Here is a 17,375-nt window from a genome sequence, read left to right as displayed (position 1 = left end):
GAGCCCTAAGGCTCTAAATGAAAAATTATATTATAGCACACGTGTTGCATTAACATATCTATCTTCGTAATATCCCTCATCAAGTGATGATGTCATTACTTTACCTTGTCCTGAAGAAGCATGTATAAACTTTCCTCCTCCAATATAAATACCAACATGACTAACACCATTACCTGTTGTGTTAAAGAATACTAAATCTCCCTCTTGTAAATCAGATTTTGAAACTTGTTTTCCAAAAGTTGACTGTGCCGCTGAAGATCTTGGAAGTGAAATTCCTAATTCATTGCAATAAATTGAATAAATAAGGCCTGAACAATCATATCCTTCTTTACCAGTATCTCCATATACGTATGTAGATCCAAGTTTATTTTCTGCAGAGGAAATAACCCTAGCTGCTATAGAAGAGTTAGGTGCTGCTACTATTTTAAATTCATTTAATTCTTTAACTTCTTTAGTTTTAATAACATTTTGAATTTCTTTTTCATCATCAGCTAAAAGTTGAATTTGAACCCTTTTTACTTCTTCATTTCTTTCAACTTTTGTGCCAGAAACTATATCAAGATTCTTTGCATCAACATTGTAAGAATTACCCTTATCTTCGATGATGAAAAGTCCTTCTTTATAATCAATTACATTAACAATTTGACTTCTATTTAAGTTTAATTTTTTACCATTGTCACTTCTTGCAACAGAATTATTCTTAACTTTAACTTCTGTCACATTATTTCTCTTATCAGAAATCTTTTTAAGTGCTGTTCTATCAACATTTCCCACAGTTCCATCGTTACATTTAATCTTAGCTTTGTCTTTATCAATTGAAATACCAATTGCAAATTCATCAATAAATAGATTTCTGATAATCTTGCCATTATCATCTAAAATTGGACTTGCTTTCACAATTTGATAAGTAGGAACATTAATTTCTGTAAGTAATATTTTTTCTTGTGGAATAGTAACTTTTGCTTTGCCCTTTTGTACATAGTATTCATTACCCTTGCTTTCAAGGATTTCTACTTTTTCGCCTACAGCAAATTCAATTTCATTTCCACTATATGTCTTTTGTACATGTTCGTTAATAAATACTCCTGTATCTTTCATGCCAACTATTGAAACTGCGCATAGTGCAAATAGGCCTAGTGGCAATTTATTTTTAAAGGAAACCAATACTAACAACTCCTATACTCTAAATTTTATATTTCTAAAATAATTATTTTCGTACATTTTTATTACTACTTAAGTATAGCAAAGTTGTTACAAAAAAACAACAAAAAGTTACAAAATAGTTAAAATAAATTTAACTCCTTTGTAACTTTTGCATAAAATAAATTTTAAATTATGTAGTAAGCAAATCTATAAGCCGCGTTCTGTTTTGTCAACTATCTATCTTGTATTATAGTTACCTATAATATCTAGCAACCTACCTACCGGCAGATACGAGCAGCATCTGTTATTCCTATTTGGTTTTGCTCCGAATGGGGTTTACATAGCATCATTATCACTAATGATCTGGTGAGCTCTTACCTCGCCTTTCCAACCTTACCCAAAGGGCGGTATATTTCTGTTGCACTTGCCTTAGGGTCGCCCCCACTGGCCGTTAGCCAGCATCCCTGCTCTGCGGAGCGCGGACTTTCCTCACATTTGTGCAGTTGACCAATTTACTTACTCAAATATTTTATCACTTAAAAACTTAAATATCAAGTTCAAAGCTACTTTCTTCTTCTATATAAAAATCTAGCTCCCTAAACTTTTTGCTTAGTCTATTTTTTATTTTTGGAAGAATTATTTTTTCTGAATAAAAATGTCCCACATCTATTAAAATAATTCCATCTTCATAGGCTCTTTGTCCGTCATGATGCTTTATATCTCCAGTTATAAAGGCATCTGCACCAGACTTTTTGGCATCAGTAATAAAATCTGCGCCGCTTCCCCCAAGAATAGCAACTTTTTTAATATCCCTATTTTCTCTACCATAAACTCTTATTTTCGAAACTTGAAGTTGCTTTTTTAAAAACTCCTTAAGCTCTTCTATTGCAAAATTATTTTCCAAGTCGCCCACTAAACCCATAGGCTTTTCTTCTTCATAAGTTAAAATTTCTTTATTCTTTAAATTTAATTTTTCAAAGAGAGTGTCATTTACTCCATCCTCTGCTATGTCCATAGAAGTATGATAGGAAAAAACTGAAATATTATTTTTTATAAGAGAAATGATATTGTCTCCACTATAAGTTCCCTCCACAATACTTTTTGTTCCAGCAAAAAACATTGGATGGTGGCTTATAATTAGCTTAGAATTCATTTTTATTGCCCTATCAATAACTTTATCTGTAACATCTAGAGCTAGAACTACAGATTCTGTTTCGCCATTAAACTCAATTTGACTACCACAATTATCCCAAGATAGCTGGTATTCCTCTTTTGCCCAAGCATCCATAAATTTTTTTATTTCACTAACTTGATATTTCATCTATTACCTCCTCTGTTTTTTTGAGCAAATTAAAAAGTTCTTCTCTCCTATTTTTTGACCTACTATTGTCTGACACAAAGCTATTTAAAATTTTTTCAATATCTTTTTTTCTTTCTCTTAAAAAATCTAAGTAAACTTTATCTTTTTTTTCTATCAAAACTTTTGAAAAATAAAAATCTATTTCTTCTAAGCTTTCTTTTTTACCAGAGTATCTTGCAATTATGATTTCGAAGTACCTATCATCTTCAAAGATTATCTCTTCATCTATTATAGCAAAACCCATATTATTTAATTCTCTACGCAAAATATTAGCCTTTTGCATTGGTTGTAAAATCAATTTTTTTGAAACTTTAGAAATTTCAATTGAATTTAAAATAATTTCAGCAATTTGAATTCCGCCAAGTCCTGCGATAATTATATTGTCTCGATTTTCTTTTACAATTCCATTTGTGAGAATATTTTTAATATATTTTTCATTTCCCAACTCTCTTGTAAGTTCAATAGACTTTTCAAGAGAATTTTTTGATATATCCGTTGCAATAATGTCCCTTGAGATTTTATTTTCGCATAAAAAATTGGGCACATAACCATGATCTGTGCCCACATCAATTACCGAAGCTCCTAAATCCACAAGTTCTGCAATTTTTTTTAGCCTATTCGATAATTTTATCATTCTAAATAATCCTTTAATTTCTTTGACCTAGACGGATGACGCAATTTTCTTAACGCCTTTGCCTCAATTTGTCTAATTCTTTCACGAGTTACATCGAATTCTTTTCCAACTTCTTCTAGAGTCCTTGCTCTTCCATCATCAAGTCCAAATCTCAGTGTTAGCACCTTTTTTTCTCTTTCAGTTAAAGTTTCAAGAACTGTATTAAGTTGTTCTTTTAATAAAGTAAAAGTGGCAGCATCTGATGGAGATAAAATTTCATCATCTGGTATAAAGTCTCCAAGATGCGAATCTTCTTCTTCCCCAATTGGCGTTTCAAGAGAAACTGGCTCTTGTGCAATTTTTTGAATTTCGCGAACTCTTTCCACATCTAAATTCATTTCTGCTGCAATTTCTTCTGGAAGTGGGTCACGACCAAGATCTTGTACAAGTTGTCTTTGAACTCTTACAAGTTTATTTATTGTTTCAACCATGTGTACAGGTATTCTTATAGTTCTAGCTTGATCAGCAATTGCCCTCGTAATAGCTTGTCTAATCCACCAAGTTGCATAAGTGGAGAACTTAAAGCCCTTAGTGTAATCAAACTTGTCAACTGCCTTCATAAGTCCGAGATTACCTTCTTGAATTAAATCCAAAAAGCTCATTCCTCTTCCTACATATCTCTTGGCAATGGAAACCACAAGTCTTAAATTTGCTTCAGCAAGTTCTTTTTTAGCTGACTCGTCTCCAGCTTCCATCCTCTTTGCGATTTCAACTTCTTCATCAGCAGTTAAAAGAGAAATTTTACCAATTTCTTTTAAATACATTCTGACAGGGTCATCTACAGTTACACCCTTAGGTACTGACAAATCTTCTTTTGTAACATCTACTTCATCTTCATCATCTTTTAAATCTTTTTTATCAACTAAATGTATTCCTTCTTTTTCAAAGGTCTTATATAATTCATCTATATCGTCAGAATCAATTTGAAACTTTTCAAAGGCATCGCCTATTTCGTCATAGCTGAGATTCCCATCTTTTTTGCCATCTTTTAAAAGCTGTTCTGTTATTGATTCAATTGAATCCTTATTTTTTATATTTTCACTCATTATTGCCCTCCTCTTTCAACTCACTTAACTTTAAATTAATATCTTTTAAATCTTTTAAAGCATTGAGTAAGAGATTTTTGTCTTCTTCCCCTTGAAGTTTTTCGATGTTTATAAGGATTTCATCCTTTTTCTTTTGGAGATAATTTTTCTCTAAGCTCTTAATTAATTCATCCACAATTCTGTCATTGACATGAATATTTTTTATAATACTTAAAATATTCTCTTTGAAATTCGAATCAATTAGACGATTTTTTTCTATAAGATTTAGAAATTCATAAACTTCAATTTCTTCTTCATACATTTTAGGAATTTCTTCAAAGACTGCTCTAGTCATAACACTTGTAAAGTAAAAAATCTCAATTTTATTTTTAATATAATTATAAATATCATTGTCAAGCAAAGAATAAGATAATAATTCCTCTTGTGCTTTAGTCTTAGAACTTTTCACAACATTTGTATTCTTCTTTGCTCTAACCTTTTCTTTTTTGGCACTCTTAATTTTATTTCTGTTTAAATAATTAATATAATTTTCGATTGCCTTGTAAGAAATATTATAATTTTTTGAAAAATCTTTTACGAAAATATCTCTCTCAATTGGATTTACAATGCTAGACAATATTTTCGCAGCCTCAAGAGTAAAATTGCTAAGACCTTCGTTGTCCTCTAAATTGAAATTTTCTTTTAATTTTTTAATCTTGAAATCTATATATGAAATAGCACTCTTGATTTTATTTTCAAATCCTTCCATTCCATATTTCTTTATAAAATCGTCTGGGTCTAACCCACCTTCTAATTCAATAATTTTAGGCTTACATGATTTAGATAAAAATATATCTATTGCTCTTGAAGTTGCATTTATACCAGCCTCGTCGCTGTCATAGCAGATATATATATCTTTCGCCATATTCTTAATAATTCCTGCTTGGTCTTCTGTCAATGAAGTACCAAGGCTTGCTACACTATAATTTATACCACTATTGTATAAAGAAATAACATCCATATATCCTTCAACTAATATTATTCTATCGCGACTTGATTCTCTTGAAATAATATTCATATTAAAAAGGTTACTTCCCTTGTGAAATATTGGTGTTTCCTTAGAATTTAAGTATTTAGGCTTAGCATCACCAAAGCCCCTTGCTCCAAATCCAATTACTCTATTGTTTCTGTTTATTATAGGAAACATAACTCTGTCTCGAAATCTGTCAATGTAATTTCCACTTTTGCTCTTAGAAATTAAATTTAATTCTAACAGTTCGTCATCTTCATAACCTAACTTCTTTAAATGATCATATAAATCCGTCCAAGAATCTTTAGAATATCCAAGTCCATAACTTCTAATGGTTTTATCATTTAGACCTCTATTTTTTAAATATTTTTGTGCCTTCTGTGAGGATGATAAATTTTTTAAAAAATGCATCGCCGCTTCTCTATTTATGTCATAAAGTCTATTTCTTTTATCGCGAGCTTCTTTGTTTTCATCTTTATATTCTGAAAGTCTAACATTATATTTATCTGCCAGAAATTCTACAGCTTCTGGAAAACTTAAATTTTCTCTTTTCATAATAAAGGTAATAACGTCGCCACCAACTCCGCAACCGAAACATTTAAAAATAGATTTCGATGGCGAAACAGAAAAAGAAGGTGTCTTTTCAGAATGAAAAGGACAGAGCCCCATATAGTTTGAACCTGACCTTTTTAAGTCAACATATTCTCCAATTAAATCAACTATATCTGCTCTGTCTCGTATTTCATCAAGAACATTATCATTTATAAGGTACAATTAAATGCTCCATCCCTTCGGTATAAAAATATTTTTTAATTGCTCCATTGCATAGGTGTCTGTCATTCCTGCAATGTAATCAGAAACAATATCTTCATTATTGTGAACTCTATCATTGTAAAGGCTCAAATGATTTTCAGGAATTCTAGAAAGATCTTCCATATAATAATTATAAAGCTCTGTAAGAAGCCTTTTTATTTTCACTTCTTCACTTTTTACAACAGGATCCAAGTAAACGGTATTAAACATATACTTTCTAAGGTCCATTGTCGCTTCATAAATTTCCCTTTCCATTTCAACTATAGGTTTGCCATAAGACTTATCAACTATTCCAACTATCATCGTGTTAATCCTCTCAGAAGAAGTATTGCCCAAAACCTTCGTGAGTTCCTTTGGAAGAGAATCAGATGAAATAATACCAGCCCTAATTGCGTCGTCAATATCATGATTGATATAGGCAATTCTGTCAGCAAATTTTATTATTTTTCCTTCAAGAGTTTTTGCCTCATTGGCACCAGAATGATTTAAAATTCCATCACGAACTTCCTCTGTCAAATTAAGTCCTATCCGTTTGTCTGATCTTTCTAAAAAATCTACAACCTTTAAAGATTGTTCTCCATGAATAAAGCCATCACTTTTTAGTTCATTTAATACAGACTCTCCCGAATGGCCAAAAGGCGTATGTCCCAAGTCATGCCCAAGTGAAATAGCCTCAACTAAATCTTCATTAAGTCTTAAAGCCCTAGCTATTGTCCTTCCTATTTGACTGACTTCGAGAGTGTGAGTGAGTCTTGTCCTAAAATGATCCCCTTCAGGAGAAATAAAGACTTGAGTCTTGTGTTTTAATCTCCTAAAACTTTTTGAGTGAATAATCCTATCTCTATCTCTTTGAAACTCAGTTCTAATATTGCATTTTTCTTCTCTTTCATTTCTTCCCAAAGTTGAATCTGCAAATGTGGCAAAATCAAATAACATTTTGTGTTCAAGTTTTTCTCTCTCAACTCTAAGATTCATATAATCACACCCTAGATTCCATATGATTAATTATAATTTCAGCAGTTTCCTCAATTGCCTTGTCAGAAACATCTATTACAAAACAACCTAGTTCTTCCATAACTTGCTTTGAATAATTTAATTCTTCTCTAATTCTGTCATAATTCGCATACTTTGCTCCTGATGTTAGTCCAAGAGATTTTAATCTTTGTTCTCTAACAGAAATAATTTTTTCAGGATTAGCAATTAGACCCACTACCTTATTTACATCTTTTTCATAAACTTCCTTTGGAACAGGAACTTCAGGAACTAGCGGTATATTTGCTACCTTGTATAATTTGTTTGCAAGATACATTGAAAGTGGAGTCTTAGACGTTCTTGAAATACCAACAAGACAAATATCAGCCTTCTTAGCACCGCGGGGGTCTTTTCCATCATCGTACTTAACTGCAAACTCAACACATTCAACTTTCTTGAAATAATTTTCATCAAGTCTTCTAATAAGTCCTGGTTCTCTAAGAGGTTCATAACCTAAAATATCTTGTATTTGGCGCATAGGTTCGCCCATGACATCAACTGTATGAAGATTTAACTCATGAGTCTTTCTCTCAATAAATTCTCTAGTTTCTTTTACAACATTTGTGTAAACTATCAAACTATTATGAATCTTTGAAGCTTTTTCGAGAACTGGCTTTATCTGTTCAATGCTGTTGTGATAAGGATATCTAACTATTTCATAATTTTCTGACTCAAACTGTCTAGCAGAACTTTTTGCAATTAATTCACCAGTTTCTCCAATTGAATCAGAGATTACAAAAATAGTAAGTTGTCTATCTTCTTTATTCATTTCTCCTCCTAGATTATCTCGCCGTCACATACATCTACAAAGAGTCTAGTAACATTTGTCTTTGTAAATCTTCCAACAACTTCGAGATTATTATTTTTCTTAACTTCCACAACAGGTAGAGAATCTATACCCTTTGTTACAATTAAATTAGCTGCTTTATAAACGCTATCATTAACATCAACATAAAAAACATTTGGCATTCTTGTCATAATTACACTAATCGGAGTTTTTTTTATGTCAGCATCTCCAATCATAAATCTAATTAAATCTTTTCTTGAAACTATGCCAACAAGATATCCACCATCAGTAATAAACATAGAAGATAAATCTTCCATAAAAAGACCTACTACTACATCATATACAGAAGTTTTTTGCTCACAAGAAAATGGTAGTGACATATAATCCCTAAGTTTTAATTTTTTTAGGTCATCTGAAAGCTGTGAAAGAATAGATTTGCCAGTATAAAAGTATCCAAACTTTGGTCTAGCTCCCAAAATATTAATCATAGTGAGAACTGAAAGGTCTGATCTAATAGTCGCTCTTGACAAACCTAATTTTTCTGCAATTTCATCGCCTGTAATGGGACCTTCATCTCTTACAATTTCAATAATTTCAGTCTGCCTATCGCTGAATTTCATTTACTCACCGACCTATTCCACAATGTTCTCGATTTTCAATATTTTTTGAATATTTTCCTCAATACTATTTATAAGTGCAAGTCTATTTTGTCTTATTTTCTCATCTTCTGCCATTACCATTACATTATCGAAGAAAGCATCAATAGATGGTACCAATTCATTTAAAATATTCATTGCTTCTTTGTAATCTTCTGAAGAAAGAGAATCATTAAATCTCTCGTTTATTTCAACAAATTTATCATAAAGATTTTTTTCCTCATCTTCTTTTAGAAGTTCTTCATTTACTTCTGTGAAATCAATATTTTTAGTCAAATTATTAATTCTATTGTATGCATCAACAAATTTAGACCTATCTTCATTAAACCATTGGTTTAATTCGATTGCCTTTGCAAAAATATCTTGAATTTCACTTCCAGGAATTAAGACAGCATCAATAATGTCATACCTAATTCCCTCTTCTTGGAGCATTGTCTTAATTCTTCCAAAGAAGAAGTCTCTTACATTTTTAATTACTTCTTCATGATTAAAAGTAAGTCCCAAATCCTTTATATATTCGTATAAGCTTGTTTCTATAGCTTCGCTTAAATTAAACTTCCAAGCATTATTTCTAATTATATTTATTATTCCAATAGCAGATCTTCTAAGTGCAAAAGGATCAGCTGAACCAGTAGGAATTTCTCCAATGGCAAAAAGTCCTGCTATTGTATCAATCTTATCAGCCAAAGAGAATATTGAACCTACACTTGATTTTGGAAGTTCATCGCCTGCAAATTTTGGAAGATACTGTTCTCTAATTGCAGTTGCAACAATTTCCTTTTCTCCAGAATTTTGTGCATAAATTTCTCCCATTACTCCTTGAAGTTCTGTAAATTCTACTACCATCTTTGTAGTTAAGTCAGCCTTTGAAAGATGAGCCACCCTATCGAGAGCATCAATTGCTTCATCTGCAAAGGAAAGAGACTTTGCAATTTTCTTTGCAACTACTCCATCTCTCTTTTCTTTTGCAAACATTGAGCCTAATTTGTCGTGGAATAAAACTCCCTTTAAATTTTCAACATAGTCTTCAAGATGTTTAGAAATATCATCTTCGTAGAAGAATTTTGCATCTTCAAGTCTTGCTCCTAAAACTTTTTCGTTACCTGCAATTACAATATCTTCATAATCATTAGTACCATTTCTTACAGTTATAAAATATGGTAGAAGTTCTCCGTCTTGTGAATAAATAGGAGTAAACCTCAAGTGGTCAATCATTGTAGTAGTTACAACTTCCTTAGGAAGACTTAAATATTTTTCCTTAATGCTACCCTTTATTGGAGTTGGATATTCGACTATAAAAGTTAATTCTTCTAATAAATCTTCATTTTCGTGAATTTCGCCACCAAGTGTTTTAGCAATTTTTGTTGATTCATATTTAATAATTTCTCGTCTTTTATTTTGATCTAAAATCACATAATTTTCTTCTAGTAATTTTTCATAATTATCTACATTATCAACGATAATTTCTGAAGATCCTAAAAATCTGTGACCCTTAGTTTTATTTCCAACAGAAATACCTTCAAATTCAAATTCAACTACCTTGTCATTTAAAAGTGAAACAACCCATCTAATTGGTCTGGCAAATCTAATATTTTTGCCGCCCCAACGCATATTTTTAGGAAAATTAATATCCTTAATAAGAGAAGGCATAATTTCAGCTAAAATTTCAGATGATTTTCTGCCAATTGATGAAATATTTGCAAAAACATAATCTGTTCCCTTTACTTCCTTAATTACTAAGTCATCTTCACTAATATTTTGTGATTTCATAAAACCTAAAAGAGGTTTTGTAGGTTTCTTATCATCATCGTATGCAATCTTTACAGAAGGACCCTTGACTTCTTTTTGGATGTCTTTTTGTTTTTCATCAAGACCTTCAATTATAAGACTTAATCTTCTTGGAGTTGCATAAACTTTTACATCTTCAAAACCAATTTCATTTTCATTTAATAACTTTTTAGATTTTTCATAAAGTTGCTCAATTGCCATGTTGACAAATCTTGAAGGCAACTCCTCAACTCCGATTTCAAGTAAATAATTATTCATTAATTTCACCTCTATTGATAAGGGGATAGTTCATTTCTTCTCTATGTTTTAAATGTGTCTTCGCAACAACTCTAGCTAAATTTCTAACCCTTTGAATATAGCTTGTCCTTTCAGATACAGAAAGTGCTCCTCTAGCATCTAATAAGTTAAAAGCATGAGAACATTTAAGAGTATAATCGTAGGCATCAATTACTATTCCTTCTTCAATTACTCTATTAGCTTCGGCTTCATACATATCAAATAACTTTCTAAGCATGTCTACATCTGCAAGTTCAAAGGCATATTTTGAGTGTTCGTATTCATTCTTTTTAAATACTTCGCCATAAGTTATATTTTCGTTGTACTGAATATCATATACAGATTCAACGTTTTGAAGATACATTGCAATTCTTTCAAGTCCATAAGTAAGCTCCGCACTTTCAAGATCTAAGTTTACTCCACCAACTTGTTGGAAATAAGTAAATTGAGTAACTTCCATTCCATCTAGCCAAACTTCCCAACCAAGACCCCAAGCGCCAAGTGTAGGAGATTCCCAGTTGTCTTCTACAAATCTAATGTCATGCTTCTTTGGGTCAATACCTATTGCAAAAAGTGAATCAAGGTAAAGTTGTTGTACATCTTCTGGAGATGGTTTCAAAATAACTTGCAATTGATGATGTTGGTAAAGTCTATTTGGGTTTTCCCCGTATCTACCATCAGCAGGTCTTCTTGATGGTTCAACATAAACTACTTTCCACTCTTCAGGTCCAAGGGATCTCAAAAAAGTATTAGGATTCATTGTTCCTGCACCCTTTTCAGTGTCATAGGGTTGCATAATAATAGCTCCCTTTTCCTTCCAATAATTTTCCAATGTCATAATTAAATCTTGGAAATACATTTTTTCCTCCTTAATTAAACAGCTTATCTGACTTAAAACTGCTTATATCTAAATTGTATTTTATATATTTTATAACTATATTGTGCAAATATTTTTTTCTATTTATATCAATTTCTTTAATTTCTTCAATATTTTCTAGATCATCTAACTTAGAATATAAAATCTTATTTAAGTAAATCAAATCTCTTCTTGTCAGTGAAAAAGAATAGGGATCTTGAAAATCAATTATTCCTTCCCTTATAGAAAAATAAGCCTTCTCTTTGGTCCCAAGTTTTGGTCTATAACCAATAAAGGAAAGATACTTGAGCTCAAAGGCAAGAGCAAGTGAAATTGGAGATTTAGTAAAGTTAAAATAATTTAGAGACTTTCTCAATAGGTCAAAAGCTTTTTTATTAGCTTCTCCACTTATAGATGATTTTTCTAAAATTTCAAGTAAAAGGGAAGCATAAACTAAATTTTCATAGCTAGCCCTGATTTTAAAATTAGATTCTACGATTTTTGCATCGCTTATATAAAAAAAGTTTTGACCTTTTTTCAAAAGATATTCATTTACTCCAAAAACTTGTGATACGCTTAAATTTTTTGATTTTGGCGTCATTGCTCCCTTTACCATAATGGAAATTTTTCCATAATTTCTAGTAAATACTCTAATAATTTTTGAGCTTTCGCCAAATTCCATTTCATTTAAGACTATACCCAAAGTATAATTATTTGTCGTAACCAAATCTCTTTACCAAGTTATCTCTTTCTCTCCAATTTTTCTCTACTTTAACCCATATTTGCAAGTTGACTTTAGCATCTAGAAGTCTTTCAGCATCCTCTCTTGCCTCAGAGCCAATCCTCTTTAGCATTGATCCGCCCTTACCAATTAAAATTCCTTTGTGAGAATCCCTTTCCACATATATATTTGCTTCAATATCATAGATATTTTTGCCTTCTCTCTTTTTGAATTTTTCAATAGAAATGGCAAGTCCATGAGGAACTTCTTCATTTAAGTACCTAAGTCCCTTTTCTCTAATAATTTCTGCTACTATAAATCTTTCATTTTTATCAGTAATCATATCATCTGGATAGTACATTGGACCGGGCTTTAAATATTTCTTTAGGGTTTCTATATAAATATCTACTCCGTCATTTTTCATTGCAGAAATTGGAACAATTTCATTAAAAATTCCTTCATTGGCATACATTGAAATTATTTCAAGAACTTCATCTTTTTTTATTGTATCAACTTTGTTAATAAGTAAAATAATTGGTACTCCGCCTTTATATTCCTTTAAAATATCTATGATTGACCTTTCAGCTTTTCCAATTTTCTTTGATGTGTCAACTATATATGTTATTACATCAGCTTCATCAATACTTTCCTTTGATTCTGTTAGCATAAATTCACCAAGCTTGTTTTTAGGTCTTTGAATGCCTGGCGTATCCAAAAATATTATTTGTGAATCATCATCAGTGTGAATAAAGGTAATATTTTGTCTTGTTGTCTGCGGTTTTGAAGATATTGCCGAAATTTTTTCACCAATTATTGCATTTAGTAAAGTTGATTTACCAACATTAGGTCTCCCTACTACAGAAACATATCCCGATTTAAAATTATTTTCTGTCATGTTCATCTCCCATTAGGTCCTCTGGACCGAAGGAATGAGGTAAAATTTCCTCCATTCCATAAATTTTATAGTCTTCAGTAGAATTTGCAATTATTATTTCAGGATTTTTTGAAAATTCACGAATAACTTGTCTGCATACTCCACAAGGAAAAGTGAAATCACTATCCCCAACTATGGCAATTTTTTTAATCTCTCTCTTGCCTTCAGAAACTGCCTTAAAAATTGCAGTCCTCTCCGCACAATTCGTTGGAGAATAAGATGCTATTTCAATATTTCCACCAGAATAAACTGAGCCATCTTCCATCTCAACTGCACAACCCACATTAAAATGTGAGTAAGGCGTATATGTCATATTATCTCTTGCCTTTATTGCAAGTTCAATTAATTTATTATATTCCATTTAACCAACTACCTTAAATACAAATATTGCAACACATACTCCAAGTATTGCACCAACAAGAACTTCAGAAACTTTGTGGATTTTGCCTTCCACTCTACTTTCTGCCACTAAAAAGGCAAGTCCAAAGGAACAAAGTGTCACAAGGGAATTTTCTGCTATCATTGTTATAATTGTGGCTGCACAAAAAGATATTGCTGAGTGACCACTTAGTCCTCCACCTTGAAAATATGTACCACCACTTTTTTTCGCCATTAAAAGTTTCGCCCCAACTGTGGCAATAATTATTATTAGTAAGGACACAAATGCTAAATGATTTGGCATATTTTTTATTTTAAATAAAAGTAAATCTCCAAAAGATGCGAATTTATCATAAAAAACTAAGTAAGCAACAACAATTGCATTTAAAGCTGTGATTAAAACTGCACCTGCAGATACATCCTTAACATATTTTGCAATTGGATTATACTCTTGAACAACTAAGTCAATTGTCCTTTCTATTGCCGTGTTGATCATTTCTGCAAAAACTACAAGAGTTATAGCAAAAAGCATTAATAAAAACTCTGTCGATGATATATCAAAAAAAAGAGATAAAATAATTATTCCAAGAGCTGCAAGATAATGAAACTTCATGTTTCTTTCTGTCTTTAAGACAGAAATAATCCCTTGCACTGCATAATTAAATGAAGATATAAATCGTCCTTTTTTCATAAAATCACCTGTATATAGAAAGCTCCTTCATTGCAAGCTTTTCTCTTTCTCTCATTTGTCTTTTGTCCTCATCTTCCATGTGGTCATAACCTAAAAGATGAAGAATACTGTGAACTGTTAAATAAGAAAACTCTCTTTCATTTGAGTGCCCCAGTTCTTCTGCTTGCTCCATGACTCTTCTTGTATTAATTATAACATCTCCGAGAATCCTATTGTCTAAAATAAATTCATCGTCCATGGGAAAAGATAAAACATCAGTGCTCTTGTCCACACCTCTATAATCTCTATTTAATTCTCTAATTTCCTCGTCGCCAACAAAAGATACTGAAACTTCTACATTTTCGTCAAGTTCTTCTACTTTTAAAACAGCAGCAATTGATTTTTCAATTAAATCCTTAATTTCTTCGCTTATTTTTATATCATCTTGTCTGTCGTCGTAATAAATTTCCACTACTTTCTCCAACTCTTTGACTTCTTAGCTTCTATTACTTTTGTCGCTTTTTCATTAGTCTTTTCATATTTTTCATAAGCATCTATAATTCTTTGAACTAGAGGATGTCTGACAATATCATTTTTATTTAGATAAGTTATTCCTATTCCTTTAACTCCGTCGAGAATCCTTAAAACAGTTTTAAGACCTGACTGTTTCCCATGAGGAAGATCTATTTGAGTAACATCGCCTGTTATAATTGCTTTAGAGCCATAGCCAAGACGAGTCAAAAACATCTTCATTTGTTCATTAGTTGTATTTTGTGCTTCGTCAAGTATTACAAAGGCAGAATCCAACGTCCTACCTCTCATATATGCAAGAGGTGCAACTTCAATAAGCCCCTTTTCAAATAAATTGTTGTAAGTGTCATGACCAAGTATTTCAAAGAGAGCATCATATAGAGGTCTTAAATATGGATCAACTTTATTTTGCAAATCTCCTGGCAAAAATCCTAAATTTTCTCCAGCTTCAACAGCTGGTCTCGTTAATATAATTCTATTTACTTCCTTTGCCTTAAAAGCACGAACAGCTGCTGCCATGGCAAGATAAGTTTTGCCAGTACCTGCAGGCCCTATTCCAAATACAATGTCATTATTGTTAATACTATCAATGTATCTCTTTTGACCTAGAGTCTTTGCCCTTATTGGCTTACCCATAGATGTGTAAACAACAGTATCTTTTAGAAGCTCAGAAACTGGTCTCTTTTCATTGTTTTTAATAAGAGAAATTGAATACCTAACATCAGATAGACTCAAGCTATTTTGTTTTATTGCGGTGTCAATTAAATTGTTTAATAAAACAACAGCATCTTCAACTCTATCTTCATTTCCACTTACCAAAATTTTATCATTCTTAGACTTAATAGATACATCCATTTCTTTTTCAACAAGCCCTATATTTTCATCTAACTTGCCAAAAATAATTGACAATAAATTTATATCATTAATATCAATGGAACTCTCAACTTTTGCCAAATATATACCCCCTTAAACGTGATTATTATAATACCACAAAAAGGCTCACTTTTCCATAGATTATGAAAAGCAAGCCATTATTTATCTAAGACTTAAAGGTTTGTCAAAAATTTCTTTGTAAGCAATAATTTTTGGCAAATCTTTTTCATCAAACTCTAAAAAATCAAGAGAAATATTTTGGTTTTCATATTCATCTTCGTAGAAAACTTCATTAGATTCACACTCTCTAATAAACTCACTGTCAATAGTTTTGTCATAGACCTTTTCTTTCTCGTCAGAGTCCTTTTCCAAATTGTAGGTATCTGATAAATTGTAAGTCTTTTCTAGATTATAAGTATCAGACAAGTTATAAGATTTTTCAAGATTATAAGAATCTGATAAGTTTTCTTGACCTTTTTCCTTGGGCTTTCTCTTTTCAATAAGTTTTTCCTTTAACTTTTCTTGAGAAAGTTTTGGATCTTTATCTATTAAAATATTTTCTCTTTTTTTCTTATTTGCACTCTTAGAAATATTTTTATTCTTCTCTTTTTCTCTTTCTTCTTTGATTATTCTTTTGATTTCATTTACCAAAGTATCTGTATCTGATTTTCTCTCTTTATGAAAATTTTTCAAGTTTCTTTCATCTTCATGAAAATCTTCATTAAATTTCTTTTTGCCTCTATCTAAAATCGTAAGCAATACTTTAAATATTATTACGAATATAATTGCAGGCATTAAAGAAATTATTGCGATAAAAATACTCAAAATAGGGCTCATTATTTATTTTCCTTTTTAGGATTTTTATCAGAAATTTTTGAAATAGATTTTCTCATATCAGTATCAGAATTTATATTTTGCATTTTATAATAATCAAAGACTCCTAAATTACCGCTCTTGAGTGCTTCAGCCATAGCAATAGGTACTTGTGATTCAGCTTCTACAACCTTAGCCCTCATGGCTTCAACCTCTGCCTTCATTTCTTGTTCACGAGCAAGTGCCATAGCACGTCTTTCACTTGCCTTAGCTTCAGAAATTCTCTTGTCAGCTTCTGCTTGGTCAGTTTGAAGTCTTGCACCTATATTTCTTGCAACATCAACATCAGCAATATCAATTGACAAAATTTCATAAGCTGTTCCTGAGTCAAGCCCTTTGTCTAAAACAACTCTTGAAATTGAATCAGGATTTTCTAAAACAGACTTATAGCTTTGAGATGAACCCACAGTTGTTACAATACCTTCGCCTACTCTTGCTATTATAGTTTGTTCTCCAGCACCACCGACAAGTCTTTCAATATTTGCCCTTACAGTTACCTTAGCCTTTACAATTACTTCAATACCATCTTGAGCAACTGCAGAAATATTCGGTGTTTCAATAACCTTAGGGTTTACAGAAACTTGAACTGCCTCAAGTACATCTCTACCAGCAAGATCAATTGCTGCCGCTCTTTCAAATTGAAGTGGTATATTTGCCCTTTGTGCAGCTATAAGTGCATCAACAAGAGTATTTACATTGCCACCTGCAAGATAATGTGCTTCAAGACTAGAAATTTCAAGATTTAAGCCCGCCTTAGTTGCCTTAATGGCAGGTGCAACTATCCTTGAAGGTCTAACTCTTCTAAGTTTCATTCCAATAAGTTCTGAAATTCTAATTTTTACACCAGAGAAAAATGCTGTAACCCATAGTCCAATAGGTACAAAGGACAAAAATATGGATATAAATATAAAAATTAAGACTATAACTATAATGCTTCCAAAGGGATAAAAATTCAT

Annotated in this window: 18 protein-coding genes and 1 other RNA gene; all 19 read right to left on the bottom strand. The window is 31.6% G+C overall.

The annotated features are described in order from the left end of the window. Nucleotides 1-30 precede the first annotated feature (30 nt). The 19 genes from PTSHG_RS00660 to floA all read right to left on the bottom strand — a co-directional run bounded on the left by PTSHG_RS00660 (nt 31) and on the right by floA (nt 17,375). The gene (locus PTSHG_RS00660; protein WP_238318684.1) at nt 31-1,173 is read right to left on the bottom strand and encodes a C40 family peptidase; all 1,143 of its coding nucleotides are present in this window, start codon (nt 1,171-1,173) and stop codon (nt 31-33) included. 164 nt (nt 1,174-1,337) lie between these two features. Next, nucleotides 1,338-1,662, bottom strand: an RNA gene (gene rnpB / locus PTSHG_RS09505) — RNase P RNA component class A. Between the two features lie 25 nt (nt 1,663-1,687). Continuing rightward, nucleotides 1,688-2,464 (bottom strand): Nif3-like dinuclear metal center hexameric protein, encoded by a 777-nt coding sequence (locus PTSHG_RS00655; RefSeq protein WP_019106998.1) that lies wholly within the window; start codon nt 2,462-2,464, stop codon nt 1,688-1,690. Beyond that, complete coding sequence (locus PTSHG_RS00650; protein ID WP_019106997.1) at nt 2,448-3,137, bottom strand: tRNA (adenine(22)-N(1))-methyltransferase; 690 nt, start codon at nt 3,135-3,137, stop codon at nt 2,448-2,450. Before PTSHG_RS00650 ends, PTSHG_RS00655 begins: the two co-directional genes overlap by 17 nt. Beyond that, a complete protein-coding gene (gene rpoD / locus PTSHG_RS00645; protein WP_019106996.1) occupies nt 3,134-4,222 on the bottom strand; it encodes an RNA polymerase sigma factor RpoD in 1,089 nt (362 codons plus the stop codon). Before rpoD ends, PTSHG_RS00650 begins: the two co-directional genes overlap by 4 nt. Further along, entirely contained in the window at nt 4,215-6,005 is a 1,791-nt protein-coding gene (gene dnaG / locus PTSHG_RS00640; protein ID WP_019106995.1) for a DNA primase, read from the bottom strand. The genes rpoD and dnaG overlap by 8 nt, the downstream gene beginning before the upstream one ends. Continuing rightward, entirely contained in the window at nt 6,006-7,019 is a 1,014-nt protein-coding gene (locus PTSHG_RS00635; RefSeq protein ID WP_019106994.1) for a deoxyguanosinetriphosphate triphosphohydrolase, read from the bottom strand. A gap of 4 nt (nt 7,020-7,023) precedes the next feature. Next, nucleotides 7,024-7,845 (bottom strand): pyruvate, water dikinase regulatory protein, encoded by an 822-nt coding sequence (locus PTSHG_RS00630; protein WP_019106993.1) that lies wholly within the window; start codon nt 7,843-7,845, stop codon nt 7,024-7,026. Between the two features lie 8 nt (nt 7,846-7,853). Further along, nucleotides 7,854-8,483 (bottom strand): transcriptional regulator CcpN, encoded by a 630-nt coding sequence (ccpN, locus tag PTSHG_RS00625; protein WP_019106992.1) that lies wholly within the window; start codon nt 8,481-8,483, stop codon nt 7,854-7,856. Between the two features lie 12 nt (nt 8,484-8,495). Continuing rightward, nucleotides 8,496-10,565, bottom strand: a complete 2,070-nt coding sequence (glyS, locus tag PTSHG_RS00620) for a glycine--tRNA ligase subunit beta (RefSeq protein ID WP_019106991.1) — start codon at nt 10,563-10,565, stop codon at nt 8,496-8,498. After that, the gene (locus PTSHG_RS00615) at nt 10,558-11,442 is read right to left on the bottom strand and encodes a glycine--tRNA ligase subunit alpha (RefSeq protein WP_019106990.1); all 885 of its coding nucleotides are present in this window, start codon (nt 11,440-11,442) and stop codon (nt 10,558-10,560) included. Before PTSHG_RS00615 ends, glyS begins: the two co-directional genes overlap by 8 nt. Nucleotides 11,443-11,452: 10 nt before the next feature. Further along, nucleotides 11,453-12,166, bottom strand: coding sequence for a DNA repair protein RecO (gene recO, locus PTSHG_RS00610; RefSeq protein WP_019106989.1), 714 nt, complete (start codon nt 12,164-12,166; stop codon nt 11,453-11,455). Then, on the bottom strand, nt 12,150-13,055 hold the full coding sequence (era, locus tag PTSHG_RS00605; protein ID WP_019106988.1) for a GTPase Era: 906 nt from the start codon (nt 13,053-13,055) through the stop codon (nt 12,150-12,152). The genes recO and era overlap by 17 nt, the downstream gene beginning before the upstream one ends. Further along, a complete protein-coding gene (gene cdd / locus PTSHG_RS00600; protein WP_019106987.1) occupies nt 13,042-13,455 on the bottom strand; it encodes a cytidine deaminase in 414 nt (137 codons plus the stop codon). Before cdd ends, era begins: the two co-directional genes overlap by 14 nt. Next, on the bottom strand, nt 13,456-14,163 hold the full coding sequence (locus PTSHG_RS00595; RefSeq protein WP_019106986.1) for a diacylglycerol kinase: 708 nt from the start codon (nt 14,161-14,163) through the stop codon (nt 13,456-13,458). A gap of 4 nt (nt 14,164-14,167) precedes the next feature. Beyond that, complete coding sequence (gene ybeY / locus PTSHG_RS00590; protein WP_019106985.1) at nt 14,168-14,614, bottom strand: rRNA maturation RNase YbeY; 447 nt, start codon at nt 14,612-14,614, stop codon at nt 14,168-14,170. Continuing rightward, on the bottom strand, nt 14,614-15,627 hold the full coding sequence (locus tag PTSHG_RS00585) for a PhoH family protein (protein WP_019106984.1): 1,014 nt from the start codon (nt 15,625-15,627) through the stop codon (nt 14,614-14,616). Before PTSHG_RS00585 ends, ybeY begins: the two co-directional genes overlap by 1 nt. A gap of 81 nt (nt 15,628-15,708) precedes the next feature. Beyond that, nucleotides 15,709-16,383 carry a hypothetical protein gene (locus PTSHG_RS00580; protein WP_019106983.1) on the bottom strand — a complete coding sequence of 225 codons (675 nt, stop codon included), beginning with the start codon at nt 16,381-16,383 and terminating at the stop codon, nt 15,709-15,711. Continuing rightward, nucleotides 16,383-17,375 carry a flotillin-like protein FloA gene (gene floA, locus PTSHG_RS00575; protein WP_019106982.1) on the bottom strand — a complete coding sequence of 331 codons (993 nt, stop codon included), beginning with the start codon at nt 17,373-17,375 and terminating at the stop codon, nt 16,383-16,385. Before floA ends, PTSHG_RS00580 begins: the two co-directional genes overlap by 1 nt.

Source organism: Peptoniphilus senegalensis JC140, from assembly GCF_000321025.1.
Lineage (GTDB): Bacteria > Bacillota > Clostridia > Tissierellales > Peptoniphilaceae > Peptoniphilus_A > Peptoniphilus_A senegalensis.
Note: the sequence above shows the minus strand (reverse complement) of the source record. Positions and strands in the feature narration are given on the sequence as shown.

Coding starts and splice junctions, on each gene's coding strand:
- PTSHG_RS00655 (WP_019106998.1), bottom strand. CDS start 2,464: ATGAAATATCAAGTTAGTGAAATAAAAAAATTTATGGATGCTTGGGCA.
- PTSHG_RS00650 (WP_019106997.1), bottom strand. CDS start 3,137: ATGATAAAATTATCGAATAGGCTAAAAAAAATTGCAGAACTTGTGGAT.
- rpoD (WP_019106996.1), bottom strand. CDS start 4,222: ATGAGTGAAAATATAAAAAATAAGGATTCAATTGAATCAATAACAGAA.
- PTSHG_RS00635 (WP_019106994.1), bottom strand. CDS start 7,019: ATGAATCTTAGAGTTGAGAGAGAAAAACTTGAACACAAAATGTTATTT.
- PTSHG_RS00630 (WP_019106993.1), bottom strand. CDS start 7,845: ATGAATAAAGAAGATAGACAACTTACTATTTTTGTAATCTCTGATTCA.
- ccpN (WP_019106992.1), bottom strand. CDS start 8,483: ATGAAATTCAGCGATAGGCAGACTGAAATTATTGAAATTGTAAGAGAT.
- glyS (WP_019106991.1), bottom strand. CDS start 10,565: ATGAATAATTATTTACTTGAAATCGGAGTTGAGGAGTTGCCTTCAAGA.
- PTSHG_RS00615 (WP_019106990.1), bottom strand. CDS start 11,442: ATGTATTTCCAAGATTTAATTATGACATTGGAAAATTATTGGAAGGAA.
- era (WP_019106988.1), bottom strand. CDS start 13,055: ATGACAGAAAATAATTTTAAATCGGGATATGTTTCTGTAGTAGGGAGA.
- cdd (WP_019106987.1), bottom strand. CDS start 13,455: ATGGAATATAATAAATTAATTGAACTTGCAATAAAGGCAAGAGATAAT.
- PTSHG_RS00595 (WP_019106986.1), bottom strand. CDS start 14,163: ATGAAAAAAGGACGATTTATATCTTCATTTAATTATGCAGTGCAAGGG.
- PTSHG_RS00580 (WP_019106983.1), bottom strand. CDS start 16,383: ATGAGCCCTATTTTGAGTATTTTTATCGCAATAATTTCTTTAATGCCT.
- floA (WP_019106982.1), bottom strand. CDS start 17,375: ATGAATTTTTATCCCTTTGGAAGCATTATAGTTATAGTCTTAATTTTT.